General features: G+C 56.7%; 22 protein-coding genes. 8 read left to right on the top strand and 14 right to left on the bottom strand.

The features are described from left to right. The first annotated feature begins 743 nt into the window (after positions 1–743). Together SH421x_RS00180 and SH421x_RS00185 are read left to right on the top strand one after the other, a co-directional pair. Positions 744–2,819 (top strand): C-type lectin-like domain-containing protein, encoded by a 2,076-nt coding sequence (locus SH421x_RS00180; RefSeq protein WP_488853271.1) that lies wholly within the window; start codon positions 744–746, stop codon positions 2,817–2,819. A gap of 43 nt (positions 2,820–2,862) precedes the next feature. After that, positions 2,863–4,917 (top strand): C-type lectin-like domain-containing protein, encoded by a 2,055-nt coding sequence (locus SH421x_RS00185; protein WP_488853272.1) that lies wholly within the window; start codon positions 2,863–2,865, stop codon positions 4,915–4,917. 68 nt (positions 4,918–4,985) lie between these two features. Here SH421x_RS00185 and SH421x_RS00190 read toward each other — a convergent pair whose 3' ends face one another. The 5 genes from SH421x_RS00190 to SH421x_RS00210 form a co-directional block, all read right to left on the bottom strand. Next, positions 4,986–7,502, bottom strand: a complete 2,517-nt coding sequence (locus SH421x_RS00190) for a hypothetical protein (RefSeq protein WP_488853273.1) — start codon at positions 7,500–7,502, stop codon at positions 4,986–4,988. Positions 7,503–7,707: 205 nt separating this feature from the next. Beyond that, positions 7,708–8,574, bottom strand: coding sequence for a flagellin (locus SH421x_RS00195; protein WP_488853275.1), 867 nt, complete (start codon positions 8,572–8,574; stop codon positions 7,708–7,710). Between the two features lie 113 nt (positions 8,575–8,687). Next, positions 8,688–9,035 (bottom strand): hypothetical protein, encoded by a 348-nt coding sequence (locus tag SH421x_RS00200; protein ID WP_488853276.1) that lies wholly within the window; start codon positions 9,033–9,035, stop codon positions 8,688–8,690. After that, entirely contained in the window at positions 9,032–9,355 is a 324-nt protein-coding gene (cutA, locus tag SH421x_RS00205) for a divalent-cation tolerance protein CutA (RefSeq protein WP_488853277.1), read from the bottom strand. The genes SH421x_RS00200 and cutA overlap by 4 nt, the downstream gene beginning before the upstream one ends. Before the next feature lie 143 nt (positions 9,356–9,498). Further along, positions 9,499–10,947 (bottom strand): hypothetical protein, encoded by a 1,449-nt coding sequence (locus SH421x_RS00210; protein ID WP_488853278.1) that lies wholly within the window; start codon positions 10,945–10,947, stop codon positions 9,499–9,501. 166 nt (positions 10,948–11,113) lie between these two features. Here SH421x_RS00210 and SH421x_RS00215 point away from each other — a divergent pair, with 166 nt between their 5' ends. Next, positions 11,114–12,922 (top strand): cytochrome c3 family protein, encoded by a 1,809-nt coding sequence (locus SH421x_RS00215; protein ID WP_488853279.1) that lies wholly within the window; start codon positions 11,114–11,116, stop codon positions 12,920–12,922. Positions 12,923–12,925: 3 nt separating this feature from the next. Here the strand turns inward: SH421x_RS00215 and nagB are convergent, their stop codons facing one another. After that, positions 12,926–13,732: a glucosamine-6-phosphate deaminase gene (gene nagB / locus SH421x_RS00220; RefSeq protein ID WP_488853280.1), complete on the bottom strand. Its 807-nt coding sequence runs from the start codon at positions 13,730–13,732 to the stop codon at positions 12,926–12,928. 243 nt (positions 13,733–13,975) lie between these two features. Here nagB and SH421x_RS00225 point away from each other — a divergent pair, with 243 nt between their 5' ends. Together SH421x_RS00225 and SH421x_RS00230 are read left to right on the top strand one after the other, a co-directional pair. Further along, positions 13,976–14,803: a ParA family protein gene (locus SH421x_RS00225; RefSeq protein ID WP_488853281.1), complete on the top strand. Its 828-nt coding sequence runs from the start codon at positions 13,976–13,978 to the stop codon at positions 14,801–14,803. Between the two features lie 80 nt (positions 14,804–14,883). Beyond that, on the top strand, positions 14,884–15,555 hold the full coding sequence (locus SH421x_RS00230; protein ID WP_488853282.1) for a TVP38/TMEM64 family protein: 672 nt from the start codon (positions 14,884–14,886) through the stop codon (positions 15,553–15,555). Here the strand turns inward: SH421x_RS00230 and SH421x_RS00235 are convergent. From SH421x_RS00235 to gyrA, 4 genes are all read right to left on the bottom strand, one after another. Next, complete coding sequence (locus SH421x_RS00235) at positions 15,515–16,828, bottom strand: UDP-glucose dehydrogenase family protein (RefSeq protein ID WP_488853283.1); 1,314 nt, start codon at positions 16,826–16,828, stop codon at positions 15,515–15,517. The two genes, SH421x_RS00230 and SH421x_RS00235, sit on opposite strands and share 41 nt — an antisense overlap. A 283-nt stretch (positions 16,829–17,111) precedes the next feature. After that, the gene (locus SH421x_RS00240; protein ID WP_488853284.1) at positions 17,112–18,011 is read right to left on the bottom strand and encodes an NAD-dependent epimerase/dehydratase family protein; all 900 of its coding nucleotides are present in this window, start codon (positions 18,009–18,011) and stop codon (positions 17,112–17,114) included. Further along, positions 18,008–18,997, bottom strand: a complete 990-nt coding sequence (gmd, locus tag SH421x_RS00245) for a GDP-mannose 4,6-dehydratase (RefSeq protein ID WP_488853285.1) — start codon at positions 18,995–18,997, stop codon at positions 18,008–18,010. The genes SH421x_RS00240 and gmd overlap by 4 nt, the downstream gene beginning before the upstream one ends. Next, positions 18,998–21,757: a DNA gyrase subunit A gene (gyrA, locus tag SH421x_RS00250; RefSeq protein WP_488856501.1), complete on the bottom strand. Its 2,760-nt coding sequence runs from the start codon at positions 21,755–21,757 to the stop codon at positions 18,998–19,000. 315 nt (positions 21,758–22,072) lie between these two features. On the opposite strand from gyrA, the gene SH421x_RS00255 reads away from it, so the two are divergent. The 3 genes from SH421x_RS00255 (at position 22,073) to SH421x_RS00265 (ending at position 23,872) form a co-directional block, all read left to right on the top strand. After that, positions 22,073–22,546, top strand: coding sequence for a hypothetical protein (locus SH421x_RS00255; RefSeq protein WP_488853286.1), 474 nt, complete (start codon positions 22,073–22,075; stop codon positions 22,544–22,546). Positions 22,547–22,589: 43 nt separating this feature from the next. Next, a complete protein-coding gene (locus SH421x_RS00260; RefSeq protein WP_488853287.1) occupies positions 22,590–23,117 on the top strand; it encodes a hypothetical protein in 528 nt (175 codons plus the stop codon). Between the two features lie 224 nt (positions 23,118–23,341). Then, complete coding sequence (locus SH421x_RS00265) at positions 23,342–23,872, top strand: hypothetical protein (protein WP_488853288.1); 531 nt, start codon at positions 23,342–23,344, stop codon at positions 23,870–23,872. Between the two features lie 15 nt (positions 23,873–23,887). Here SH421x_RS00265 and SH421x_RS00270 read toward each other — a convergent pair whose 3' ends face one another. The 4 genes from SH421x_RS00270 to SH421x_RS00285 all read right to left on the bottom strand — a co-directional run bounded on the left by SH421x_RS00270 (position 23,888) and on the right by SH421x_RS00285 (position 26,719). After that, entirely contained in the window at positions 23,888–24,712 is an 825-nt protein-coding gene (locus tag SH421x_RS00270) for a hypothetical protein (protein WP_488853289.1), read from the bottom strand. 41 nt (positions 24,713–24,753) lie between these two features. Next, positions 24,754–25,497 (bottom strand): formylglycine-generating enzyme family protein, encoded by a 744-nt coding sequence (locus SH421x_RS00275; RefSeq protein WP_488853290.1) that lies wholly within the window; start codon positions 25,495–25,497, stop codon positions 24,754–24,756. 90 nt (positions 25,498–25,587) lie between these two features. Continuing rightward, on the bottom strand, positions 25,588–25,788 hold the full coding sequence (locus SH421x_RS00280; RefSeq protein ID WP_488853291.1) for a hypothetical protein: 201 nt from the start codon (positions 25,786–25,788) through the stop codon (positions 25,588–25,590). A 31-nt stretch (positions 25,789–25,819) separates the two neighbouring features. Then, positions 25,820–26,719, bottom strand: coding sequence for a DUF1559 family PulG-like putative transporter (locus SH421x_RS00285; RefSeq protein WP_488853292.1), 900 nt, complete (start codon positions 26,717–26,719; stop codon positions 25,820–25,822). Positions 26,720–26,905: the final 186 nt, after the last annotated feature.

Genomic DNA, 26,905 nt, shown 5'->3' on the forward strand with positions numbered 1-26,905 from the left:
TGTAAATGACGAATGTCGAAATCCTAATGTCGAAGGAATGACGAAGCTCGAATAGCGAAGTTACGCATTTCGAACCGATTGAACACTAGCCCGCAGCGCCAGCGAGGAAATCCGCTTGGCGACTCTAACCCGGGTCGAAGTAGCCAGACCGATTTCCTCGCTGGCGCTGCGGGCTAGTGTGAACGTTTTAGAGTTTGTTCTTATCGCGTTTTCCGTTCCTCATCCGTGGTATCCGCGTTCCATTCTTGCTTTGTTCTCCGATAGCGCAACCTCAAGTAGGACAGGACAGTAGGACAATACACGTTTCAATATTCTGGTTTCGCCATACCTCCCCCTATTGGTTGAAGCTGCTGGCTGGTTTAGCAGTGTAGTCCTGCTTGAGTGCGTTGGCTCTGCATCAAAAAGTCGACCTCTTGGGTTGCTGGATCGAGATCCGAGTAGCTGGTGAGTTTAGGAATTCTCGGAAAGATGAGTGGAATAGGTGATCTGTTTCTATTTAGTTTCCCCTTTTTTCTGTACAGTCCGGCTGCGTCGTTAACTTAAATGTATGAGTACATCATAACGAAAGACTAAGACATTGTCAATACTTGTTTTGCAAAATTCAACGTCGGCCAGTCTAGCTACTGGCTTGCGCCGCAAGTTGACTCGTTTATCGGCCGGCAACTAGAATGAACCCTCCTTCGCGGGGGATGTCGATTGCCGCCGCTGTATTATCTTATCGCTGAAGCCAGAGCGACCTTGTCATGAAATTGAGCCAGTCCGGAACGCTGCTGCAAATTGTCTTGATCTTTGCGATGTTCGCGGGCAGCTCTCCACAACTCTCAGCCGACGACGTCGCGCCGCCTGATGCCGCCCGACAAGCGGCGGTGCTGGAACTGTTAGAAGAGGCGATCGGCGTGTCAAAGGCGACTACTCCGGCGCAAAAGCAGGCGTTGATCGCTCGGCTGATGCAAATGGCCGGCAAGTCGGCCGAATCGCCGGATGAGTTATATGTAATTTTACAGCAGACCTTTCCGCTGATCTATGAAGCGGGAGACGCCGCGACGTTGCAAAAGGCGATTGAAGCCTACGATGCGAAGTTCGCCGTGACGCCGGATGATCGTGTTGAACACTGGATCGCGTTTATCTCGAAGACCAAATCGGCGCCTGACTTTGAACAAGCGATTGATGCGCTGTTGCCACAAGTGCATGAAGTCGCCAAGAGCGGCCGGTACGAAGAAGCGGGGCGATGGTTGACCAAAGGGGCTGTCGAGGCGCGACGAGTTTCGGCGACGGTTGCATTTACCAAACTGGCCGACCTGCGCAATGTATTGAAAGATCGCTACAACGCCGACGTCGCGCAAAAAACGGCAACAGCGGTGTTGGCCGACAATCCGGATGATCCAAAAGCGAATCTTCTGTTGGGGAAATGGAAAGCAGTTTATGGCGATGATTGGGAAGGAGCGCTGCCGCTGCTTGCGAAGGGCAGTGACGCTGCTTGGAAGACAGCTGCGGAGGAAGAACTAGCGATCGTTGCGGAGCGTGACGCCAGCGCAGCGCGAGCGGCGAAGGTTGCCGGCGCTTGGTGGACAGTTGCCGAGTTAGAAAGCGGCGCGACAAAGAAGAAAATTGAGGAACAATCGCAAGCGTGGTACGCCATTATTCATCTCGACGAGTTGAGCCCGCTGGAGAAGGCGTTTGTGACGAAGCGGTTGGCGTTGTTGACGGAGTCGCTAGGAACGACGGAAACGACTTCGAGCGGTCCGCAAATTGGGGTGATCGATCGGGCGAATGGGGAGTGGATTGATTTATTGTCGATGATTCAAGTGCCGGACAATGTGATGTTCGGAAAATGGCAACTTAGGGAGGGAATCCTCAGCGGCGACACTACTCTTTGCCCAAGAGTTTTTGCTCCTTATAAATTAGACGGAAGCTACACGTTGGCCGTTGAGTTTGTCAGAACGAAAGGGCAAGACGCCATCTCATTGCGACTTCCAATCGGACATCGAAACTGCGACTTCTCGGTGGCGAGCTACGGAGGAACGGAAAATGGACTTCAACTTGTCGATGGGATGCAGCTCGATAGGATCCCTGCTCAATTAGGTGCTAGTACAAAGGGACGTCTCATTTCCAATGGAACTCGCTATCGCCTTGAAGTCGAAGTAGAGATCAAGCGTGGTGATCAAGTCTCAATTGTGGCGACACTGGATAACAAACCATTACTGAATTGGTCAGGAAGCTCCACCAGATTATCGATTCACACGAACACGTACTTTCCGATTCTCGAATTGCCTGGAATCATCACTTATTTTTCGGTGATGGAAATTCACAAATTTGAAGTGAAATTAGGTCGAGATGGCCGCGGCGTTCGACTGGGGGATGATTGGGGAAATCCCTTCGGATGGGTTGAAGACTCTCCGCCCCGCCATGTTCTCGCACAATGTGTCACTTGGAACGGGCGAAAATACTTTATCAGCAACCAATCGATGAGACGACCTGATGCCCAGCAATTGGCGAGAGCACTGCAAGGGCGTCTGTTGACCATCTCATCGAAGGAAGAAGAAGAGTTCTTTCAAAGAATCGCCGCCAACAAAACTATTTGGATGGCCGCTTGGCGTCGACAAGGTAACGATGTTTGGCGTGATGAAAGAAATCGACCGCTGCGATATATCGGGTCCTGGGGAAGCCGACAACCGGATAACGGTGGAGGAGTCGAATTCTTTCTCGCACAACGTAATTCGACTAGCGATGCAGGCTGGCACGACTTTGAAGGTAATGTTGGTCGAAATACAAAGGTCTTCCCCGTCATCGAATGGGGCGAAGAATACCCGGACAAATAGTGGCCAGCCATCGAAACAACTCCTCCATCCTCAACGCATTGCCATGCTCATCCAATACCACCTCGTGATCTCCGCCGCTCTCGTCTTCAGCGTGACAGCGTTGTCGCCGGTGCAACGTCTCTTGGCCGACGACGTGGCGCCGCCTGATGCTGCCCGACAAGCGGCGGTGCTGGAACTGTTAGACGAGGCGATCGGCGTGTCAAAGGCGAACACGCCGGCGCAAAAGCAGGCGTTGATCGCGCGGCTGATGCAGATGGCCGGCAAGTCGGCCGAATCGCCGGATGAGTTGTTTGTGATTTTGCAGCAGACCTTTCCGCTGATCTATGAAGCGGGAGACGCCGCGACACTGCAAAAGGCGATTGACGCCTACGACGCGAAGTTCGCCGTGACGCCGGATGACCGTGTTGAACACTGGCTCGCGTTTATCTCAAAGACCAAATCAGCGCCTGACTTTGAACAAGCGATTGATGCGCTGTTGCCGCAAGTGCATGAAGTCGCCAAGAGCGGCCGGTACGAAGAAGCGGGGCGCTGGTTGACCAAAGGGGCTGTCGAGGCGCGACGCGTTTCGGCGACGGAGGCATTTACCAAACTGGCGGATTTGCGCAATGTATTGAAAGATCGCTACAACGCCGATGTCGCGCAAAAAACGGCAACAGCGGTGTTGGCCGACAATCCGGATGATCCAAAAGCGAATCTTCTGTTGGGGAAATGGAAAGCAGTTTATGGCGATGATTGGGAAGGAGCGCTGCCGCTGCTTGCGAAGGGCAGTGACGCTGCTTGGAAGACAGCTGCGGAGGAAGAACTAGCGATCGTTGCGGAGCGTGACGCCAGCGCAGCGCGCGCGGCGAAGGTTGCCGGCGCTTGGTGGACTGTGTCTGAGTTAGAAAGCGGCGCGACGAAGAAGAAAATTGAGGAACAATCGCAAGCGTGGTACGCCATTATTCATCTGGATGAGTTGAGCCCGCTGGAGAAGGCGTTTGTGACGAAACGGATTGCGCAGTTGCGTGAATCACTGGGAACATCAGGTGCGAGCGCCGGCAGCTCGCAAGTGGGCGTGATCGATCGGCCGACTGGACAATGGATTGATTTGTTGTCAATGATTCAGATTCCCGAGCATGTAATTGACGGGACTTGGGAACGAAGAGGGAATTCTATTATCGGTTTGTCCAGAGATCGACGACGGGTCATGGCGCCTTATGCGATTGATGGCGAGTATTCAATCGCCTTTGAGTTTACTCGAATCAACGGTAACTCTGGTATTGGGATTGCGCTACCGGTGGGAGAAACGGCGTGTGAATTCATCGTTTCCGGGTTAGACGGAAAAGCTTCTGGACTGCAATTGGTGGACGGAAAGATACAACGGGATCAAAAACCAAATAATGCCGAGCGTGCAAAGAATGTACCTATAAAGAATGGGCAACGTTATCGTCTTGTCGCTGAAGTGAAGCCGGGGCGTTTTGATTCCGTAACGATTGATGTGAAACTAAACGAGGAGCCGATTTTGAACTGGAAAGGGAGAGTCTCTTCCTTAACCCCTGACAGCAGCTTTTTCGTCGTCAATCTGCGAACACCAGGTCTGTTCTTAATTGATTCGCTAACGGAATTTCACAAGCTGGAACTGAAACTGGGAAAAGGTGGAAGCGGAGTTCGCTTGGGTGACGATTGGGGAGATCCTTTTAATGACGTTGACGATTCCCCTCCGCCTCAAATCCTATCGCAATGCATCACTTGGAATGAAAAAAAATATTGCTTCATCGCGAAACCGATAAGTCTGGCACTTGCTCGGGTGTTGGCGAGACAACTTCACGGGCGGATGCTGACGATCTCTTCTCCGGAGGAAGCGGAGTTTATATCGCAGCAAATTGGTAGTGGTAAGTATTGGATGGCTGGTTTCAAGCGGAACGGGGTATGGCGCGACGAGCGCAATCGACCGCTCAAATATTTTGGATGGGCGCCAAAAGAGCCGAACAATCAAGGCGGCATTGAATACGGGATGTGCGTTACATCGGGAGGTTGGGCTGACTATCCCTACGTTGGTGCAAAATATGGTATGCATCTCGCCATCATCGAATGGGGCGAAGAGTACCCCGACCAATAAAAAAAGCCGCAAGCAGCAATTGCTGCTCACGGCGTGGTGATGGTCGGTGTTATGTTGGCGGCGAAAGCTTACCGGTCCGAATAAACCCGAGTGCTTTCTTCTTTGGTGATTGGTTGCGGGATCTCGTCGCTGGAGATTTGGACTTTGATCCGTTGGTCGCCGGCGGCGATGCCTTTCACTTTGATTTGGAACGTTTCTTCTGCTTTCGGTTGTAGGCGGGCCAGCGGTTCGAAGACGACGTCTCCGCCGCTGACGGTTCCCTTGCTGGCGCCGGTTGCGTCAACGCCTTGCATGCCTGGCGGCAACATGGCGGCGACGCGGACGTTGGTCGCAGGCTTTGAGCCTTGATTGACCACGCGGACGTTGTAGGTTGTCTCTTTGCCCAGTTCGATCGGGTCGGCCTGGTCGACCACTTCAAAGAAGAGCGCGACGATCCCTTCGACTTGGACCAGCGTTTCGTCTTGAGCGGTCAGTCCCATGCGGGCGGTCCCTTCGACGCGAATCTTTTGGTCGCCAGCTTCAAACGGCATCGCGGTCAGCTCGACCGTTCCGCTTTGCGACGGCGGCAGTTCTTCTAGATTCCAGAAGATCGCATGTTGGTTGCTGTCATATTGGCCGGCGTTGTTGGCGTCGACAAATTTCATCCCCTTGGGCAAGTAGGTGATCAGGTCGATCCCTTGGGCCGGCGCGGTGCCGGGGTTGCTGACCGAGACCTGGTACTTGGCCGGGCGATCGAGATAACGGAGTTTCGGTCCGACCATCGCGATCTGTAGTTGTGGAGCGATGACTTCGATATTGAGTTCGGTTTGCGTTTGCAGGTTGCCGTCGCCGCGGATGCCGAGCACGTTTTGCGTGCGGCCTGCTTTGTCAGCTTTGAGGGTGAGTTCGAGACTGCGGGTTTCGCCCGGCTTGAGGGTGCCGATCTCAAATTCAAGTTCGCCGCCTGCCGGGTGAACGAAGTTGGCCGGGACGATTTCTTCGAGCACTACGCCGGTTGCCGGACCGGTGCCGGGATTGCTGACGGTGATCGCCAACAACAGGTTATCGCCGATCAAAACGGTCGGAGCGGCCGTTTGTTCGATGGTCAGTTCCGGCTTGGTGACGCGCGAGCGAACGGTCGCATGCGCGGCGAACGAGACGGTCGCGACGCTGCCGACATCCCCTTCGGTCTGCGGCATCAGTTCCATGTTGAGACGTTTTTCTTCGCCGGGGGCGATCTGGCCGATCTTCCACAACAGTTGGCCATCGGCGCCATTTTCGGCCGTCGGCGTGGTGCTGACCAGCGCGGTGCCGGCCGGGACCGAGTCGCGAATCACGACATCATGCGCGGTGGTTTGGCCGATGTTTTTGACTACCAGCGAAAAGGTGGCCGCTTTGCCAACTTGGATTTCGACCGGCGCTCGTTTTTCGAGCGAGATCGACGGTTGCTGCAGCCCTTCGAGCTTGGCGTCGCCAGGCTTGCCGATGCCGCTGACGGCGGGCCCGCTGCTACCGAGACGATTGTTGTTGGTGCTGTAGTTAGGAGTCGGCGTCGAACGAGGCGCTGGATAGTTATCAGGCGTGACCGGCGCTACGCCGCCGATCGATGCAGGCGCCGGATAGCGCTCGGTCGCCGCAGGCGTTTCATCCGACATGTCGGCGCCGCGCGCCGGAGTAGAACTGACCGGTGCCGAGCCGGCGCCGGAACTGCTGAATTGGAAGCGGGGAGACTGCTCTGCGGTTGTTGTCTGGGGATAGGAACTCGCAGCCGGGGCCGAGTAGCGGGGAGTCGCCGCCGCCATGCTCGGTTCTGGTTGGCTGGGCGTTTGTTCGTCTGGCGATTGATCTGCGGCCGGCGATTTATTGTCGGCCATGCTGGTGGGCGAGCCGAGCGCGGCGGCGGGAGTGGGAGCTTCGCTCGCAGCGGCGCTGCTAAAACCAGAGCCATAGCGTGGGGTCGGAGCCGTTTCGGCGGCAGCTTCAGCAGCAGCGCCAACTGCGGCGCCAACAGCAGCCCCTGCTGCGGCGGCCGCGACAGGAGCGGCATCGCTGATTTGAAAGCGTGAACCCGCCGCAGCGGCTGGCGCGGCCGGTGTGGGTGAATTGGTCGTCGGAGTTGCGACGGGCGGAGTTGATGCGCCGCCGCCAAGGCTAAAGCGGCTAACCGGCGGTTGCGGCGTATCGCCGACGCTGGTTGCAGCCGGTTGCGCTGGCGCTGCCGAAGTCTCAGAGGCCGAATCGCCACCCAGAAACCGGCTTAAACCGGTTGGGGGAGCGGCGGCTTGTGGTGCTGTTGTAGCTGGCGCGGCGGCTGCGCCGGCGCCCAGTGAAAATCGGTGCGAAGCAGGCGGCGGAGGCGAGGTCGCCGCCGCTTGGTCGGGATCATCATTCTCATTATTACCGCGGACAATCGGCGGAACGTAGCGCGCAGCGTCTGCCGCTGCCGAAGTCGAAGCGTCGACGAGCGCCGCAACTTGTTCTTGCGCGGCGTCAACGACCGGTTGCCCGGCGGTTTGCGCCGTTGAGAGCACCGATTGTACGATTGCAGCGACTCCTAAAGAGGCGACGCTGCCTATAGCGGTAAAGCGGAGATAGAGATTCTTCATGGCGTCCGTGCCGGCAGGATAGTCTCGATTTGGGTGCCGCTCCAATTGCGGGAGCTGCTTACCTATCAAATTTCAGAATTCAGGCCAAGATCAATTCAAGAATGGATCGCGAACTGCCGACACGCCGCGGACTATAGAAAAACAGGGCAGAGAAGCGTTTGAGGGGCGGAACTGCGATCGATCAAAACTTTCATATCGTGCGCTGCTAGCGTCGATTTAAGTAGAAGAGCGTATCGAACAAGTCGTATTGCGTATCGACGACGGCGGCCAGCGATCGATAGGCGACGAGTGAGCTGTGGGCCAAAAGCGTGGTGCGAGCTAGCTCGGAAGCGGCGTTCAGATAATCGGCGTCTCGCAGTTCGCTATAGATCGAGGTGAGTTGAAGCCCCTGGTTCGAGAGGGATTCGTAGATCGAATGGTGCGAGTAGCGGTCAAAGGCGCGATATTCGGCCCGAGCATAGATCAGCCGCGACTGGACGGCGTTCAACGTTTCGAAGGCCGAAGCCAGATCACCGCTTGCTAGATCCGATTGTCCACCCGAGCGGAGATCGGCGAGCACTCCTTGGTCATCGCCCAGCGTGGCCGAGTCGATCTGTGGCAGATGCAACCGATCCCAACTGTAGTAGTCGGGACCGTAGCTTACGTTGATCGACTTGCCGCTAAAGACAGGCCGGCCGTTGTAAGTCGACTGCCCTACCAAATCTATCGCGTCGATCGCACTGTCGATTTCGATTTGCAGCGCGGCTCGCTCGGCTTCGGTGGTGGTGGTGCTAGCGGCGGTGACCAGATTGCCGCGGATGTCACTGGTCAGCCGAGCGACTTCGGCCAAGCCACTGTCGGCGGCGTCAAGCAGCGCTTGCTTGTACAGATTGGACCGCTGCAGCGCTTCGTGCGTGGCAAGCTGCGAATGGATTGTGGTCGCGGCGATCAGCCCAGCGGGGTCATCGCTGCCGCGGTGGATCTGACTGCCGGTAGCGAGTTGCGTTAGCGCTCCCAACATCGAGTGGAGATTTCGCGCGACCGCATGATTGACGATCAGATTTGCGCTGGAGTAGCTGGAGACAGGATTCATCCGCAAGCCGCCTATCGTGCACGCGCCAAGAGAAAAGCAGGAGACGCTTCACCAGGAAACGTAGCATTCTTGGCGGCAGGGCTTTGCCGATCGTCGCGATTGTGCCGGTTGGCTTAAGCGGAAAGATTGCGGAGGAACTGCGCGACGTCGACAAATTGTCCGTCGCGGACCGTCTCGACGCGGAGCTTTGCAGCAGGCCAGCCCAACGTGCGCACTAGCTGCTCGAAGGGGGCTGCGACATAGGCGCCGGTCAGATCGACGCGCAAGACATGGTCGTCGCGATCATAGACGACGCCGTCCAATTGCCAGCTGTGGTCGTCGGCGACCCAGACGAACGATCCGTCTGGTTCAAAAAACATGCGCGGCCACTGCGACCAGATTTCCGCGACTTGCTCAAAGCTAACGGGAAACAGTCCAGCGGCTGCGTCTGGATGCAGCGAGATCGGAAAGCTGGCGTTCAAGTTTCGCTTTCGACTTGATCGTTGAGCCAACTGAGATAGTCGATAGAACCATGCACGATCGGTACGGCGACTAACTCAGGGACTTCGTACGAGTGGATCTGTTCAATCACTTGGGCGACCGCTTTGAAACGTTTCGCTTCGGTCTTGATGATGCAGAGGGTTTCTTCGGACTGCGCGATCTTCCCTCTCCAGTTATAGACGCTGCGTACGCCGGGCAAGATTTGGACGCAAGCGGCCAGCTGTTGGCCAACCAGCGCGTCGGCAATGTGCTGGGCCTCCTCCATACTAGAGGCGGTCGTGTAAATGATGATGGCTTCCATAAGTGGAGATTCGCCCAAGGATACAAACGCGAAATGGACTAACGGACAACCAATAATCTACTCCTCCACTAGTTGAATCCCCAGCGTTTCGGAACTGCGGATTGCCGAAGAGAGAGCGGAGTTGTTTAAGCAGTAGTCGCGACCTAGTGGGTAAATCGCGAAGCGGCGGCGCCCGACTGGAAGAAGTGGGGGCGATCAAGTTTTGTCGATTTCGTGGTAATCACCGATCCTACGGGTGAAGCCGTTTCGGCCGCATCGACCCGAACTTGGCGGACCGTCGACGATGCCGAGCCGAGCATGCTAGACCACGTTTCGTAAGGGCGCCCATGCCGTTCGCCCCCTTGGTAGAAGGCGAGCAAGTTCAGCGAATCACAGGTAACGAGTTGTCCCCCAGGCTGGGCGAGCGACGTCGTATCGTAAACGCGTCGCCAAGATCCGCTATTGAAATAGATTTGATTTAGCACAAAACCGTCGGCGTAACTTGCTTCCATCGGCGTCGCGATCGCGCGATGCGTGTGCCCATAGACGACATACTTGGCGCGACGATTGCGAAATTCCGCTTCGGTCAACGCATGCTTCAATAGAGAAGGTTGCAGCGATTCTTGCGCTCGGTCCGATCCGTTGCGGTGCAGCAGAAATTGCGACGCGAGCTGATCGATCTCGCTGGAGTCGCTCCAGCGCTGCGAGCGGAACCAGGAGGCTTCGAGGATCTGTTCGATCTGTTGATCCCATAGCATGCGCAGCTCGTACTGCAACGTTCGCTTGGCCGCACAACTGCGCTGGATCGCGTTTGAGAGCATCATCGACAGAACGCTCAGAGGACGGACGTCGGTCAGTTCTTCCAGGGCCAAAACCAATTCGAGCGGCAGTTCTTCGCCAAATCGCTCGGCGGCAGCTTGGACAAACCGCATGGCGCCTTCGATGATGATCGCGTCGGCCAAACTGCTCTCGTCGCGGCGTCCGCGAAAACTGAGCGAATCAAACACGTCGCCGTGTCGAGCATAGACGCGATGTTTGGACAAGGTGCGAGCCAGCTGAGGACATTCGCTGGGATCGTGCGGAAACGGCTCCTCCGGCGAATTGGCCAGACCCATCGCAGAACAAACTTTCCGGCGGATCGCGTTCATCTCGTGGCCGCTGCGATACAACATCCAGTCGGCGTCGCCGACCATGTAGTACAGTCGTACCGGAACCGGTTGCAGCTGGACGTCAAACGCCGGCTTGCCGTCATTGGTCGCCATCGGAATGCGAATCGCGCCACGGTTGGCCAGCGACTCCAGCGTTGCGATCGCGTCTTGATTGTGCTGCAAAACGTCTGCGACAATGCTAGCGGTTTGTTCGGCGGTTGCGGCATCGCTTGACCAGGGACGGACTACGCCTGAGAGCCAAGCGGCGCTGTTCACCAAGTCTAATACATCGCCCAGCAGGACGATGTCGATGCCATCCAGGGGACGATACCGATCATCGGCACGCCAAGAGGCGCGGACAGCCATATCTTGAATCCGTTCGACAAACATCCGAAACGCATCCGCATCAAGCGTTCGCGCGGTGGTTCCGTCGGTCAAATGTAGATCACTGATAATGACGAGCATCGTTACCCCCCTTTCTGGTTTTACGCGCTGCTCGCGTATCGCCCGTCGTCCTTTTTCGGAAACCGGTCGTATCAAACGTGAAGCATATTCCGAGAAATCGGCCGACAAACCGCTGGGGAGCGACTTACAATAAAGAAACCACCCATTTTTGCTAGCAAAGCCTGCGATGCGCGCTTCATCACGTCTCCAGCTCGGAACGACCTTGGCGCCAATCCTCCTGTTTGTAGGAGCGATTTTGCTAGCGTGCGCTTGGACTGCCGCCGACGGACCACGCGTAACGCGGATCGCGCCAGCGGTCGACTTACCGCAGCAAGTTGTGGCCGATGGCTATATCGGATCACAGTCCTGTTTAGAATGTCACGCCGATCAATGCCGATCGTGGGGTGAGTCGCATCATCGTCGGATGACGCAATTGGCCGAGCCAGAGACGATCTTGGCGCCGTTTGATGGGCGCACGATGAACCTATATGACCAACCCTATCGCGTGTCGCAGCGGGATGGTCAGTACTGGGTCGAGTTACCTAATCTGTACGGCGATGCAGAGGCCAATCCGCGGATCGAGCGTCCGATTGTGATGACGACTGGATCGCACAACGAGCAGATCTATTGGTTCCCCAATGAGGACGGTGCGCTGCGGATGTTTCCGTGGGCGTATCAAATTTTGGCCGAAAAATGGATGCCGGTTGACGCGATCTTTATCACGCCTCCGCGCGATAGCGTCGCACTGCGGCCGACTTGGAGCCATCGCTGCGTCCAGTGTCATACGACTCATCCCCGTGCGCATGAATTTGATCTACAGCGCCCAGCGGAAGTCGCAGAACTAGCGATCTCGTGCGAAGCATGTCATGGGCCCGGAGCGGCGCATGTCGCTGCGCAAGGGAAAGGGGCCATCGTCAATCCGGTCAAGCTGACGCACCAGCGTTCGTCGGAGGTCTGCGGACAGTGTCACAGCGTCCATACGACGTTTGACGACGCCCAGGCGCATCGGATGGATGACGAGGGTTGCAGTTATCGCCCCGGCGAAGAGTTGGCGAATGCGAAAAAGCTGCTCGCAGAGGGCTCGGTCGATAAGTTTTGGTCGGACGGCATGGTGCGCGTCTCGGGCCGCGAGTACACCGGGCTGCAAGCTTCCCAATGTTTTCAACAAGGGGAGATCTCGTGCGTCACGTGTCATCAGATGCACCAGGCCAAGGGGGATCTACGACCGGCCAGCGAGTGGGCCAATGATCAGCTAAAACCCGAGGCGTTGACCAATCAAGCCTGTACGAATTGTCATGCGACGGTCGCCGCCGATGTTGCAGCGCACACGCATCACGCCGTCGGCTCGAGCGGTAGTCAGTGTATCAATTGTCATATGCCGCATACGGCGTTTGGCCTGTTGAAAGCGTCACGCAGTCATTGGATCGACAGTCCGCGGGTGACGCCGATGAGTCAGTCGATCGACTGGAATTCAGCGCGTCCCAATGCTTGCAACTTGTGTCATTTGGATCAAAGCCTGGGATGGTCGGCCCAGCATTTGCACAACTGGTTTGGCCAGAAAATGCCGGACTTGCCGGTAGAAGAGCAAGAAGTCGCGGCGTCAATCTTGTGGCTGGTGCGCGGTGACGCAGGACAGCGTGCGCTATTGGCTTGGCATTTCGGTTGGCCAGCGGCGCAAGAGGTAAGCGGAACCGCTTGGATGGCGCCATACTTGGCGCAGTTGCTGGATGATCCGTATGCGGCGGTTCGCTTTGTCGCCGGACAAACGAAGGATCGGCTCTCTGGCTACACCGACTTTACGTATGACTCGCTGGCCGACAAAGCGGTGCTGCAACAGCGCGCCGCGGCGATGTTGCAGCAGTGGAGCGCCACGCCGCCGCCGCGTGAAGATCGTCGCAGTGAGTTATTGATCGACGCCGAGGGGAAGCTTGATCAAGATCGGATCGAGTTATTGCGTTTGCTACGCGATGAGCGCCCGATTAATTTGGCCGAGTAAGGGCTACGCTTCGTCGATCCAAGGGAGCTTGCCTGTTTCTAACATGCGATGCGCGTTTTCGACTTCTTCGTAATATTCACGGCGAGCCAGCTTGGCGGCGGCCGCTTCGTCTAGCACGATCACGACTTCGCGATGCAGTTGCAACGCGCTGGCGGTGACTTGGGCGGTGACCGGACCTTCGACCGTCGCGGCGATCGCCTCGGCTTTGCTGTCGCCAAAGGCGAGCAGCAGACAGCGGCGCGATTCGAGAATCGTGCCGACACCCATCGTGATCGCCAGTTTAGGGACCGCAATCTCGCTGCCAAAGAAGCGCGCGTTGTCGCGAACCGTCTCCGGAGCCAGCGTCTTTAGTCGCGTACGACTTCCCAGCGACGAGCCAGGCTCGTTGAATGCGATGTGCCCGTCGGTGCCGATCCCCAGCACTTGCAGTTCGATCCCGCCGGCGTCGGCGATCATTTGCTCATAGCGCTCCCCATATTTCTCGAAATCGAGCGCCCGGCCATCCGGCACATGCGTGTTGCGAACGTCGATATTGATATGGTCGAACAGATTCTTCTGCATGAAGTAGCGATAGCTTTGCTCATGCGAAGGGGGCAAGCCGACGTACTCGTCCAGGTTAAAGGTTTTGACCCGCGAGAAGTCGAGACCCTCCTCTTGGTGCATTCGGATCAAGTCGCCGTACATCCTTAATGGGGTTCCGCCGGTTGCTAGCCCCAGGGTGCAGACCGGTTTCTGCCGGACTAGGCGAGCGACCATCTGGGCGGCGCGTTGGCTAGCAGCTTCGGGGGTCGATTCGATAATGACGCGCACGGCGAATACTCCAAGCGTGTAAGGCGAACAACTGCTCGCACGGTAGGCAAGCGGCGGATCTCAGATTCGTCCGAATTTGGACCAAAATGCGAACTTTGATAATAAGCGCTCGACGGGGTAAGCAAAAGAGTCTGCACAAACCCGACAAAATTCGGCGCAGAATTCATCTGGCGATCGATCCCGTTTGCCAGCTATACTTCGCCGCCTAAGTTGCGCACCGGCCAGAACAAGGAGGTTTCGACCATGCGATCAATCGCGATACTCAATCAAAAGGGTGGAGTCGGTAAAACGACGACCGCTGTCAATCTTGCCGCTGGTTTGGCTCGCGCCGGAATGCGCGTCTGCGTGATCGATCTCGATCCTCAGGCCCATGCATCGCTTCATCTGGGAATCGGCGTCGCCAATGGGCACGATTCGATCTATGAAGTGCTAGTGGGGGACGCTTCGCTGGCGGACGTTCGCAAGCAAGTCGCCGAAAACCTGTGGGTTGTCCCGGCTCATTTGGATCTGGCCGCCGCCGAAATGGAACTAGCCGGCGAAGTAGGTCGTGAGGTGATCCTGTACGACAAATTGGCCGCTGATAATCAAACATTCGATTACCTGATCATCGACTGCCCGCCGAGCCTAGGCGTGTTGACGCTTAATGCGCTGGCGGCGGTAACCGAAGTCTTTTTGCCGTTGCAGCCCCACTTTTTGGCGCTGCACGGGCTCAGTAAGCTGCTGCGGACCGTCGACATTGTCGCTCGCCGGATCAACAATAATCTCCGCTTAACCGGCGTAATCCTCTGTTTGTTTGAGTCAAGCACGCGGTTGGCGGGTGAAGTGGCCGGGGATGTGGATCAATTTTTTGGCAACGGCGCCGGAGCGAATACGGCTTGGGCTGATGCGAAGGTTTTCAAAACCCGCATTCGCCGCAATATTCGCCTGGCCGAAGCGCCGAGCTTTGGTCAATCGATCTTCGAATACGACGGCTCGTCAAATGGGGCCGAAGACTACACCAATCTATCGCGCGAAGTTTTGGGGATTCCGCTGGCAAAAGCCGAACAGCCGAAAATGGCCGGAGCGGCGTAAGAAAACTCGACGGTCGTCTTCTCAGTCGATGAAGTTAGAATAGATTGCTTCTTCATCGACTCATGCAGGCGATCGACGACGTGCGTACATTTCTCAAATGGTTGTTTTTGATCGGCGTGGTGCTACTGGCGCCGATTATTCCCCTGTTGTTTTGGGAAGCTGAGATCTCAGCGGTGATCGCCGACTGGAGCGAGCATCCGCCCAGCGCACCGCTAACGGCGCTGATCGTTTTCGGGTTGTTGGCGGCCGATATCTTTTTGCCGGTACCATCCAGCGTGATCAGCACGGTTGCCGGATCGCAGTTGGGAACAGGCTTGGCTACCCTCATTTGTTGGGCCGGAATGACGGCTGGCGCGGTGATCGCGTTTGCCGTAGCGCGGCGATATGGGGACGCGCTTGTCAGCCGTTACACGCAAGAATCTGACCTGTTGGCGATGCAAACCGTCGCCGAACGGATCGGACCATGGGGAATCGCGTTGACGCGCGCGTTGCCGATTTTGGCGGAAGCGATGGTGTTGTTGTTGGGAGCCAGCCGGTTGTCATGGCGCCGGTTTTTGCCGCCGATGTTGCTCGCCAATTTAGGGATCGCGCTGGCGTACGCTGCGCTAGGAGAAGTTGCGGCGCAGCATGAATGGATCTTAATCGCCGCCGGCTTTAGCGCCGCCGCGCCATTACTTTTGACCTGGTGCTTCCGACGTCAGTTGCAGCAAGCTAGGCGCGAACAGTCTGACGACCGATCGAGTAATATGTGAAGCCAAGTTGTCGCATCACTTCGCGATCGTACAGATTGCGCCCATCGAAGATGACGGCGGCATTGAGTCGGCGCTTTACTTCTTGCATGTCAGGCTGACGGAACTCGGCCCACTCGGTATTGATCGCCAGCGCGTCGGCCCCATCGAGCGTCGTGAGCGGCTGATCGCAGTAGGTCAGCTTGTCACCGTAGATCTCGCGGACATTGTCGGTCGCTTCGGGGTCGTGAACGCGTAGCTTGGCGCCGGCGGCTAACAGCTTGTCGATCAGCACCAATGCAGGGGCTTCACGAATATCGTCGGTCCGCGGCTTGAACGCTAAGCCCCAGATGGCGAAGGTTTTGTCAGCCAACTGACCGTCATAAAATTCAACCATCTTGCCGAGCAGCGACTGCTTTTGCGCTTCGTTGATCACATCGACCGCTTTTAGCATCACCGGATCAATACCAGCACGCTCGAACATCGCTTCCAGGGCGCGCACATCTTTCGGAAAGCAACTCCCTCCGTAGCCAACACCGGGGAAGAGAAACGAGAAGCCGATCCGGCTGTCGTGACCAATGCCGCGGCGGACGTCGTTGATGTCGCCCCCGAGCTTCTCGGTCAGGTTGGCCATTGTGTTGATAAAGCTGATCTTGGTTGCAAGCATCGCGTTGGCGACATACTTGGTCAGCTCGGCGCTCTCAGGCGACATCACCAAAAACGGTTTTTCAGTCCGCAGAAATGGAGCGTACAGCAAACGCAGTTGTTCGCCGACCTGAGGATCACGCACTCCGACCACGACGCGATCGGGTTTCATAAAGTCATCGATCGCGGCGCCTTCCTTAAGGAATTCCGGATTGCTGGCGACATGACAATCGCGGCCGGTTTTCTCGCGTAGCCGCGCAAACGTCTCGGCATTGGTTCCGACCGGCACGGTGCTTTTGATCACCACCGCGGCGTCAGATTTCAGATGCGGCGCCAGGCCATCGATCACTGCCCACAGGGCCGAGAGATCAGCGGCGCCGTCATCGCCCTGCGGAGTCCCGACGCCCAGATAAACCAGCTGAGCGTCTTGGACGGCCGCGGCCAGATCCGTTGTAAATTTCAGCCTGCCCGCTTCGGTGTTGCGGACGACCAATTCTTCTAGCCCTGGCTCATAGATCGGGATTTTGCCGGCGTTCAGATCGGCGATCTTTGCGGCGTTGATATCGACACAGGTGACCTGATTGCCGCTATCTGCAAAACAGGTTCCAGTGACCAGACCGACGTAGCCGGTCCCTACCATGGCGATTTTCATAACGTGCCGAATCGTACAATCGAAAGGGGGGAAAGAAGCGAGAGAAACCGCCATGATACCGCAGGGTGATTGGCTGGGTAACCTCGGTTGAGCGGACCGATGGCAGTGCAGAATGGAACGCGGCAAGGCCACGGAAGAAGAGCGGGAATACTGCCGCAATTAATTTCGAATCTCTAATAAAGACCGAAAGACCTAACCATTTCGGTGCTTCATTCGACATTAGGATTTAGGCATTCGTCATTCGACCGGCGTTTGAAGGTCAAATCCAGGCCTGCTAGCGCTATTACGCCCATTCTTCCCAGACGTCAGCGACCGATTGCTGAAGCGAATACTGGGGGAGATAGCCGAGTCGGCGAATCTCGGAGTTGTCGGCGATCGGTTCAGAGCGCGTTTTGGGATCGCGCTCGTGGATCTCGGGACGCGTGCCGGACAATTGACAAAGCAGCTCCATCAGATCGCCGCTCTGCGTCGATTGACCGCTGCCGATGTTGTAGATCTTGCGATCGATCCCTTTTTCGGCCAGCAGGCGATAGCCGCGGACGATGTCGCGAACGTCGCTTAGGTCAAAGCTGACTTGAAGCGACTCGACTTCGATCTTTTTGAAAGCGGAAGCGAGACGTTTGCACCATTCAGGTACGATATAGTTGGGTGTCTGACCTGGTCCGGTATGGTTGAACGCGCGCGCAATGACAACCGGGACGTCGGTCTGCGTGAGTGCGACTTGCTCGGCGGCAAGTTTAGAGCGGCCATAACCGCGACTGGGCAGGGGGATCGAAGCCTCACTTACCACCGGGTATTTTTGATCGACGATTCCGTAGACGTGCGAGCTGCTGACAAAGATGACTTTGGGCTTGGTTTCGAGCGAAGCAGCCAGGTCAAAAATGCGACGCGTTCCTTCGACATTGGTCTGAACCGCTTCGTCATTGGGGAAATCAGGGCCGCATAAATCAGGGCGACTGATCGCGGCGAGATGATAGACCACCTCCGGCCGAAATTGTTGCACGATCTCTTCGGCTTCGCCGCTGATCGACGTGCTGATGTCCCAGTGGGTGAGGGTCGCGCTGCCCATCAGAGAAGAGGTTGATCCCCGCACGATTCCCATCACCTCGTCGCCGGAGGCGAGCGAATGTTCGACCAGATGTTTACCACCAAATCCGGCCGCACCTGTGATGAGCACTCTCACGGCAATAATCCATCCTTCATGCGTTCGATCCGATGTAAATCGGCGTCGACCATCATGTTTACAAGTTGTTGGAAGTTAACCTTCGGCGTCCAGCCCAGCTCGTCTCTAGCTTTGGAAGCATCGCCACATAATGTGCTGACTTCAGCGGGACGCAGGAAGTTAGGGTCCAGCTCTACGTAATCTTCCCAATCTAGGCCAGCGCGGTCAAACGCCAATTCGACAAATTGGCGAACCGTATGTTTTTTGCCGGTCGCGATCACATAATCGCGCGGCGAATCTTGCTGCAACATCAGGTACATCGCTTCGACATAGTCGCCAGCAAAGCCCCAATCGCGCTCGGCGTCGAGATTGCCCAGTCGCAGTTTTGTCAGCAGACCATGCTTGATTCGCGCTACGGAGTCGGTGATCTTGCGCGTCACAAACGCGGTTCCACGCAGCGGCGACTCATGATTGAATAAGATCCCGCTGACGGCAAACAGATTGTAGCTCTCGCGGTAGTTGACCGTGATCCAGTGGGCGTAGACTTTGGCGACGCCATAAGGGCTACGCGGCCAGAAAGGAGTCGCTTCGTTCTGGGGTTCGGTCGGCACTTTGCCGAACATCTCGCTGCTCGATGCTTGATAAAACCGAATCTGCGGATTGGCGATGCGAATCGCTTCTAGCATTCGAGTTGCTCCCAGCGCAGTCACTTCGCCGGTCAGCAGCGGTTGCGAAAAACTGGTGGGTACGAAGCTTTGCGCCGCCAGGTTGTAGACCTCGGTCGGCTCGGTAGTTTCCAGCAAGCGAACCAACGACAACTGATCAATCAGATCCCCTTCGTGCAGGTGAATCCGATCCAACAGCGGCTCGAGTCTTTCGAATCGTTCACCGCTGCTGCGCCGGACCATGCCGTGGACTTCGTATCCCTTGTCGAGCAGCAGCTCAGCAAGATAAGCGCCGTCCTGGCCGGTCACGCCGGTGATCAGTGCGCGTTTGGCTCGCGTCATTTATTCGTCACCTGGCTCCGGCGTGTCGTCGTCCTCGTCGGTATCGCTGTCAACATCCGCCGGTTCTGGCACGGTAGATTCGGCTACGGGTGCACCAATGTTCGGCGGAGATTTCGGTGATCCTTCGGTTTCCAATTCTTCGTCAACGCTGTCATCCTTCGGCACCCGGACAACTGCGGCCAGGGAGTCATCCTTGTCGAGCGACATGATGCGAACCCCTTGCGTGTTGCGGCCGACGATGCTGATTTCGGCGGCCGAGACGCGCTGGATCTTGCCGCGCGCGGTCATCATCAACACTTCGTCGTCGTCGTCCACGCGAACGATCGAGACCACGCGGCCGTTGCGGGCTGTCGTTTTGATGTCACGCAGACCTTTGCCGCCGCGACGTTGCGTGCGGTACTTGGCGCCTGACGACAATTCGTCTTCGTCAGCGGCGACATCCTCTTCGACCATCGCTTCGCTATCAGGGCTGTCATCCTCGGCGCTGTCTTCGCTGACCGGCTGGCTTTCGGATGGCGCCTGGTTGGGACCAAAGTAGGTTCGTTTGCCGTGACCATGTTCGCAGACGGTTAGCAACTGAGCGTCGGGGTCGGCAACGACCATACCGACCAGCTCGTCATCGGCGTCCAGTTTGATCCCTTTCACGCCGCTAGAGTTGCGTCCCATCGGTCGAGCGTCACTCTCGCAGAAGCGAATCGCCATTCCCTTCGAGGTCGAAAGGACGAGCTCGTCGCCGGGCTGGGTGACGACCACATCGACCAGCTCGTCGTCTTCGCGCAGTTTGATCGCGATGATCCCCTTTTTCATGGGGCGGCTGTACGCTTCGAGCTTGGTCTTTTTGACGAGGCCTTTGCGAGTGGCCATTACCAGGTAGTGATCTTCGACGTTGAAGTCACGCACCGCACGGCAATCGGCGATCCGTTCCCCTTCTTCCAACTGCAGCAAGTTGACGATCGCGCGGCCGCGACTTTCACGTGATAGTTGCGGCAGATCGTACACCTTTTGCCAGTAGACTTTCCCCTTGGTGGTGAAGAAGAGGAGATAGGCGTGCGTACTAGCGACAAACAGATGCTGAATCGGGTCAGAATCTTCGCTCTTGGCGCCTTTGATTCCCTTGCCGCCGCGGCGCTGGGCTTTGTAAGTTGTCGCCGGCGTTCGCTTGATATAGCCGCTGTGACTGATCGAGACGACCATTGTCTCTTCTTCGATCAGGTCTTCAAGGTCGATGTAACCCAGCTCTTCGTGCGAGATTTCGGTCCGCCGCTTGTCGCCATACTTTGCTTCGATCTCAAGCATTTGATCGCGAATGATTTCGCGAATATTGTTCTCGTCCGACAAAATGCGGAGATATTCGCGAATCTCGGCCAATAGCTGCGCATGCTCGCCAGAGAGACGTTCTTGCTCAAGATTGACCAACTGACCCAGCGTCATCCGCAAGATCGCATCGGCTTGAACGCCGGTCAGCGTGTAGACGTCGGCGACTCCCCGTTCTTGTTGGAATAGCTCGAAGCCTTCTTCACCCAGGGCGCGAGCCAGCATCGACGCCGGTGATTCGATCCCCATCAAACGCGTTTTCGCTTCGGCTTGCGTGCCTGAGGAGCGAATAATGCGGATGATCTCGTCGATATCAGCCAGCGCCAGTAGCAAACCTTCGACGGTATGCTTGCGCTGCCGGGCTCGCGAGAGGAGGAACTGCGTCCGGCGGCGGATCACGATCACGCGATGTCGAATGAACTCATCGATCAGGTCACGAATCGTCAGCGTGCGCGGCTTGCCGTCGACCAGCGCCAGCATGATGATCGAGAACGTGTCTTGAATCGGCGTAAACTGGAAGAGCTGATTCAGCACGATGTCGGGATCGGCGTCGCGTTTGAGCTCCAGCACCAAACGGACTGGCTCTTTCAGATCGCTTTCGTTCCGGACTCCGCTGATGCCGACGATGCGACCTTCGTTGGCGGCGGCGGCGATCCGCTCTTCAACACGGTCACGCGTCTGCTGATACGGAATGTCATGAATAATGATCCGATTACGACCTTTGACGTTGTCGATCGTCGTGTGCGAACGGACCAGGATGGTGCTGCGTCCGGTCAGATAGCCGCGACGAACCCCAGACCGGCCGCAAATGATGCCGCCGGTCGGAAAGTCGGGACCGGGAATGATCTGCAGCAGCTCTTCAATCGGAACGGTTGGTTCTTCGATCACGCGGACCACGGCGCGGCAAACTTCGCCCAAGTTGTGGGGCGGAATTGACGTCGCCATACCGACCGCGATCCCTTGCGAGCCGTTGACCAGCAAGTTCGGATACTTGCTCGGCAAGACGGTCGGCTCGGTGTTTCGCTCGTCATAGGTCGGGATGTAGTCGACCGTATCGAGCCGCAGATCCTCAAGCAGCATCTGAGCGTACGGCGACATCCGAGCTTCGGTATACCGCATCGCAGCCGGAGGGAGACCGGCGATCGAGCCGAAGTTTCCTTGCTTGTCGACCAGCAGGTAGCGCGTGTTCCACTCTTGGGCCATCCGAACGAGCGTGGGATAAATCACGCTTTCGCCGTGCGGATGGTAGTTACCGCTGGTATCGCCAGAGATCTTGGCGCATTTCACTCGCCCGGCGCCTGGCGTTAGGTTTAAGTCGTTCATAGCGACCAAGATACGGCGCTGCGAAGGCTTTAGCCCGTCGCGCACATCGGGCAGCGCACGGCTGACGATGACGCTCATCGCGTAGGTTAGATAGCTTTCCTTCAACTCATCTTCGATCGACATCTCGATGAAGGTGGTGAGGTCAGCTGGTCTTCCTTCTTCCGGGTTCTCTGGCGTGGTTCCGTCAGTAGACAAGCGACGATCCTTTCCGTGGAAACTTCTAGGCGGCGCCAAAGCGAGAAGCGCTTTGGCAGGCGGCGCGAAGTACGGCGACCGAATTAGGCCGCCAAGATGGAATTTCTACGGCCGATTTTATCAGAATTTCTGACCGTCAACTAGCAGGGAACGCCGGTTTTGCTCTGTCGCAACTTACTATGATACAATGATTTGCGACGCGACTTTTTCGTACGGCGGACAGGCCTTGATTCTGTGGAATTTATGACCTCTTTTGACCACGCCAGCCGGGATCGAAACGATCGTCAGCCGCCCCCCGAATTAGCCTTCTGGGCCTGCTTGGCAATCATGACCGCGATGGGGCTAATTGGCCTGATCCTGGGGGTCGTGATCCACGAATTTCGGGCTGAACCCGAAAACGCCGAGTCCTGGGGCGAGATTGCGTTTGCGACCCTGTTCTTGTCATTGCCGGTCTTGGCTCCGGCAATGGTTTTCTATGGGAGTGTTTTTTGTCGCAGTCGTCTGGCCGCGTTGGTAATGTCTGCAGCTCTAGGCATTGTCGGCATCGGGGCCTTCTTTGGGATGCTGGTCGCGACCTTCTATTCAGACGTAGCAACGGCGGTCTTGCTGCTTCTGCTGGGAATTGTGCTGCGAGTGGGGCATCTTAACTCGTGCTGGTACAGCGTGTTAGAGCAAGAGAAGATCCCCCGCAGACGCAGTTGCGGCCACTGGACCTAGGGTTCTCCCTGTTTTCGCTGGCGATTGTCGGCGGCGTGGCGTCTTGGACTTGGGCCTGGAGATGGTAGAAGAACCGCCTGATATTCGGCCCCCACGTGAGTTAGTCGGTTGGGCCATCCTCTTTCAGATCGCGACTTTAGTGTTGGCTGGTCTGCTGATCGGCTCGATCGCGCGGCAATACCATGAGCTGGATCCATCGTTGGTGCTGATCGGGCTCTTCACCGCTCCCTTTATCGGCCTTGCAGTCGTCCTTTATGGCAGCGTTTTCTGTCGCACTCGCACGACAATCACCACCGAGCGAATGTGGGTGCTGCCGACTTTGTTTGGCCTAATTCTGTTCTTACTAAGTTTGGGGCTGCCGGAGACGATGGCTGCCATCCTCATCGCCTTGCTATTCTTTGCGGCTGTGCTGCGTCTGGTTTATCTCGATTTGCAGTGGCAACGCGAATTGATCCAGCATGATGTCCCGCCGCGTAAGGGGTTTTCGCTGTGGGACATGCTGATGGGATTTGTAGGAATTTCCATCGTGCTGGCGACGATTCGATGGATCATGTCCGTTCCGCGGTACTAACCCCTCTAGCGATATCTCATTCTGAGAACCGCTGTTACCGATCTGACAACAACTTCTTTGGCCGATCTGTCCGCTTCGTTAAATAGCCGGCAATCTCTCTAATGTGCGACCTCTGGCGCGGCAATTGCCTTGAGTTGGATCGCGAACAACCCCGCGTGGAAACGATTTTCACTGCACCAGCGTTGGCAAGAAGCCTCCAACTTTCCGGATAGGAAACCGAGGCGATGTTATTAGTCAAACACTTGGTCGTTGTCGTAGGGCTGACCACTTTAGGCTTTGCCGTGCCAATTGCCCACCAACTGCGAGCCGCCTCGTGGAGCGAAGCGACCTCCGCCTATCAGGTTGCTCCGGCATCTGCAGCGGCAATTGCAGCCGCCGAAGCTCGCTCACTGATCATGGGAACGCGTGAGTTCGCCCTGCAACTACGCGGCGAAACCGTGGACCACTGGGATGAGATCGCAGCGAGCCGCTTCGCTTTGATGAGCGATTCCGAGCATGGGGCGCTCGGCTTGGCTATTCGCTGGAGCTTGTTGATGACCGCCGCCTACGTCGGGCTGCAATTGTTGACGCTCTTTCTGGGGCTGCTCTCCAGAGCAAGCTACATGTCCAATCTTGCGATTATCGGTGGGATCATCCTCTTTCTGACCGGCAGCATGCCGGCAGCCGGTCTGCTGGCGATCGCGATCGGAATGATCCTTAAGCTGGGCCAAATTTTGGACCACTTCACGACGGTCAAGCCGGCGGCTGAGTTTTAGGACGCTGCGAGCAAATTAGACCACATCGCGCAGCCCCAGCTTCTCATCGGCAGCCGCTGGTATAACGTAGCCTTCGTGTCCTTCTTTATCGCGTTTGTTGCGACCGATCAGAAATTTGCCGGGCTCGATGCCGACGATACCGAGCGAGCAATCGTAGTTCCAACGGCCGAGCATTTTGAAGTTGGCGTCGGTCTTGATCAACTCGGCCGGTTTGCCATAGCAGCCGAACCACCAATGGCCGTCATGAAAATTGGCCGTTTGAATTCCCATTAACGAATACTTGCTTTCAATCACATGTCGCTGCACGAAGCTTAGATCGGCGTCGTACTCGTAGACATAATTCTCTTCGATCCCCGGCGGCAGTCCTCCGATAACGTAGAAGTGGCCGTCTCGTGTGCACATTCCGCCAGCGCCATGGACCACTTCAGGAACTGCGACGCGATCCACCTGCTGGAGTTTCTCGGCGTCATAAACGTAAACCCACGAATCGGCCGCTCCAGCAGGCTGATTGAATTTGCCCAGGTTCACCGCGACATAGAGTTTGCCTGCGGCGAAACAGAGATCGCCGTGGTGACTGGCGACCGGGATCTTCTTCACGATCCGTCCCTGGGCGTCCGTCTTGACCAGTTGATCGGTGAAGGGCCAGTAGATATGGCCTTGGTCATCGACGCAGATTCCTTGCAAGTGGCCGGGATAGTGGCCTGCGCAAGTCGTTTTCTGAAATGGGATTTTAGCAAACGGTGCTGCGGCCCAGGATGGAAACGCAGCGTAGCTGGTTCCGACAACAATCGCCGCACTGTGCAGAAAGGTACGCCGAGTTAGGGGGTGAGGAGAGATCATGCTGTTTCTCAAAGCTGGGCGTGATTGGCTTTAGGTTCGTTCTAGTCTTGTCGCTTGGCGTCAATCTTGGCGAGGACGCAGCGAAAGCCAACCGCGTCATCGGCGCTGGTGATTGAAATTTTTTGGGCGGAACTAGACTGGCATTCCGCCGCCGGCGATTTCCAGCTTCCTCCTCGGACATAGGCAGTGAGCGGCTTGATGTCATGCGTCTTGTTGGCTTGCGTCCATTCGGCGAGATAGCCATGCATATCGTACAGCCCCCAAGCGTTGGGCTTTTTGACGCCAACCGGCGGGTCGTTGCCCGCCGCGTTGCCGCTGTGCCAGGCGTAGTCATCTAGCTCCGCTTCGTCGTCTCCAAAATGGTATTTGGTCGACGTCCCGGCTCGACAGCAATATTCCCACTCAAGATCGCTTGGAAGCCGAACAATTTGATCGGCGTCGATCAGCTTTGCTTCGCGTAGCTGTGTGGTCACTTTCTCGCAGAAGGTCTCCGCATCGAGTAGCGAGGTCAACTCGACCGAGTTACGCGGGCCTTTCCAACGCGACGGATTCGCGCCGATGACCGCTTCGTAAAGTTCCTGGGTCGTCTCGTACTTGCTGATTGCAAACTCTCGCGCGGCGAGACGGGTCACCTGCGGCGGTCCCATTGCCATGGTCTGCGGAAACGGAGGAGTGCCGGGTGAGATAGTGACAAATTCACTGCGGAACTGTGTTAGCAATTGGGTGGTCGCCTGATCAGCGGGGGCAGCAACCAGGGCAAACAGCAGGCAAAGCGAGGCGGACATAGCGAACTCGGTGGAAAACGGAACAAACGACCAGAACAGGTTTTAACCCAACTCTGGCCGTTTGCAAAATTCGCCCTGCCCCGGGCGATCCTACTTTTTCTGCTTCGCTGCTTTCGCGGCCTGTTGCTCTTCGAGCATATGGGCCATTTCTGAGTCTTGGACCGCCTGGTCGTGGGCCTGAATCGCTGCTTCTTCCGATTGGGTGGGAGCCTTGTTGACATGCTCTCCACAGCCGATCGCGCCAGTCAGCGCGATCGACAGCAGCATCTGTACTGCAAATTGTTTCGACATCGATAAGCCTAAATGGAAAGTTAGCTGGGCGTTAGTTGAACGCGTCGGAGGTGATCACTTGGCCGTCACGGATCAGGCAAAAGTTCAAGAAGGTCGTCGCATCGATCGTGTAAGGAATCATCACGATCGAGCCATCGGCGCGAACACCCTGAACTCCAGAGGTGTGCGAACTGCCGAAGCGATTGGACCAAAACGACCCTTGGGTGCTGTCAGGGTGAAGTGAATCAGGTTGCGGCAATTCGCTGCCGAAGCGAACGATGTCTTGGTCCCAGCCGGCGTTGTTCCAACGTTCGTTGTCGCCGCCTGCCGTTCCCCAGGTGGTGTCATGCAATTGCTTTTCGGCAACTAACAGCGTGTTCGACGTGCCGTCGCGGAAGTCGCGCAAACCGCGGAAGTTGTTCGGCTTTACTCCGGCCGCCAGCGGTAGCGCCGGCGTCGCGGCATATTGACGAACCACAGCGCCATCTTTGCCTAAGTTGGCTGACGTGTCTCCGCCGTTGCCGGCGTAGTCGGCGTGCATGAGGTTGTTGTACAGTTGCGGAGCGCGGCGCGTCGGACAGAAGTAGGGCGCGATCACTGAGGTTCCGACCGTTGTGTCATTGCTCAGGTCGTAGATGTTTTGTTGTTCGATAAACGGAGTGATGTGAAAAAGCCAGCTCCACGTCTCGCGAATCGTGCCGCTGCAGCAAGTGTTATTTGGCCCGTCTGACCCTGCCCCCGGCAACTTGCCGTAGGTGTCATGGTGATTATGCATCGCCAAGCCGATTTGCTTCAGATTGTTGCTGCATTGCATGCGACGAGCCGCTTCGCGAGCCTGTTGTACAGCCGGTAACAGCAAAGCGATCAAAACGCCGATGATCGCAATTACGACAAGCAGTTCTACCAACGTAAATCCGCGCCGCCCGCGCGATTCATTTTTTGTAATGGACATAGGAGCTCTCACCTTCGCACGAAAAACTGACTCTGGTCGCTTGGAACAATGTCCCAACAAGACACGACGTTGCGTGAGAGAGCAGTCTGGCGAAGTGAGCTAGAAACCGGCAATTGACGATAGCCGAGATACAAAGAAATTCGCCATCTCTTCAAATAGAAGCCAACAGCGACGATCGAATTGTCA

The organism is Blastopirellula sp. SH421 (assembly GCF_057808535.1).

Excerpts from the sequence above, each read along its gene's own strand:
- SH421x_RS00180 (WP_488853271.1), top strand. The coding sequence starts at position 744 with ATGAAATTGAGCCAGTCCGGAACGCTGCTGCAAATTGTCTTGATCTTT.
- SH421x_RS00185 (WP_488853272.1), top strand. The coding sequence starts at position 2,863 with ATGCTCATCCAATACCACCTCGTGATCTCCGCCGCTCTCGTCTTCAGC.
- SH421x_RS00190 (WP_488853273.1), bottom strand. The coding sequence starts at position 7,502 with ATGAAGAATCTCTATCTCCGCTTTACCGCTATAGGCAGCGTCGCCTCT.
- SH421x_RS00195 (WP_488853275.1), bottom strand. The coding sequence starts at position 8,574 with ATGAATCCTGTCTCCAGCTACTCCAGCGCAAATCTGATCGTCAATCAT.
- cutA (WP_488853277.1), bottom strand. The coding sequence starts at position 9,355 with ATGGAAGCCATCATCATTTACACGACCGCCTCTAGTATGGAGGAGGCC.
- SH421x_RS00210 (WP_488853278.1), bottom strand. The coding sequence starts at position 10,947 with ATGCTCGTCATTATCAGTGATCTACATTTGACCGACGGAACCACCGCG.
- SH421x_RS00215 (WP_488853279.1), top strand. The coding sequence starts at position 11,114 with ATGCGCGCTTCATCACGTCTCCAGCTCGGAACGACCTTGGCGCCAATC.
- SH421x_RS00225 (WP_488853281.1), top strand. The coding sequence starts at position 13,976 with ATGCGATCAATCGCGATACTCAATCAAAAGGGTGGAGTCGGTAAAACG.
- SH421x_RS00235 (WP_488853283.1), bottom strand. The coding sequence starts at position 16,828 with ATGAAAATCGCCATGGTAGGGACCGGCTACGTCGGTCTGGTCACTGGA.
- gmd (WP_488853285.1), bottom strand. The coding sequence starts at position 18,997 with ATGACGCGAGCCAAACGCGCACTGATCACCGGCGTGACCGGCCAGGAC.
- gyrA (WP_488856501.1), bottom strand. The coding sequence starts at position 21,757 with ATGTCGATCGAAGATGAGTTGAAGGAAAGCTATCTAACCTACGCGATG.
- SH421x_RS00255 (WP_488853286.1), top strand. The coding sequence starts at position 22,073 with ATGACCTCTTTTGACCACGCCAGCCGGGATCGAAACGATCGTCAGCCG.
- SH421x_RS00265 (WP_488853288.1), top strand. The coding sequence starts at position 23,342 with ATGTTATTAGTCAAACACTTGGTCGTTGTCGTAGGGCTGACCACTTTA.
- SH421x_RS00270 (WP_488853289.1), bottom strand. The coding sequence starts at position 24,712 with ATGATCTCTCCTCACCCCCTAACTCGGCGTACCTTTCTGCACAGTGCG.
- SH421x_RS00275 (WP_488853290.1), bottom strand. The coding sequence starts at position 25,497 with ATGTCCGCCTCGCTTTGCCTGCTGTTTGCCCTGGTTGCTGCCCCCGCT.
- SH421x_RS00280 (WP_488853291.1), bottom strand. The coding sequence starts at position 25,788 with ATGTCGAAACAATTTGCAGTACAGATGCTGCTGTCGATCGCGCTGACT.
- SH421x_RS00285 (WP_488853292.1), bottom strand. The coding sequence starts at position 26,719 with ATGTCCATTACAAAAAATGAATCGCGCGGGCGGCGCGGATTTACGTTG.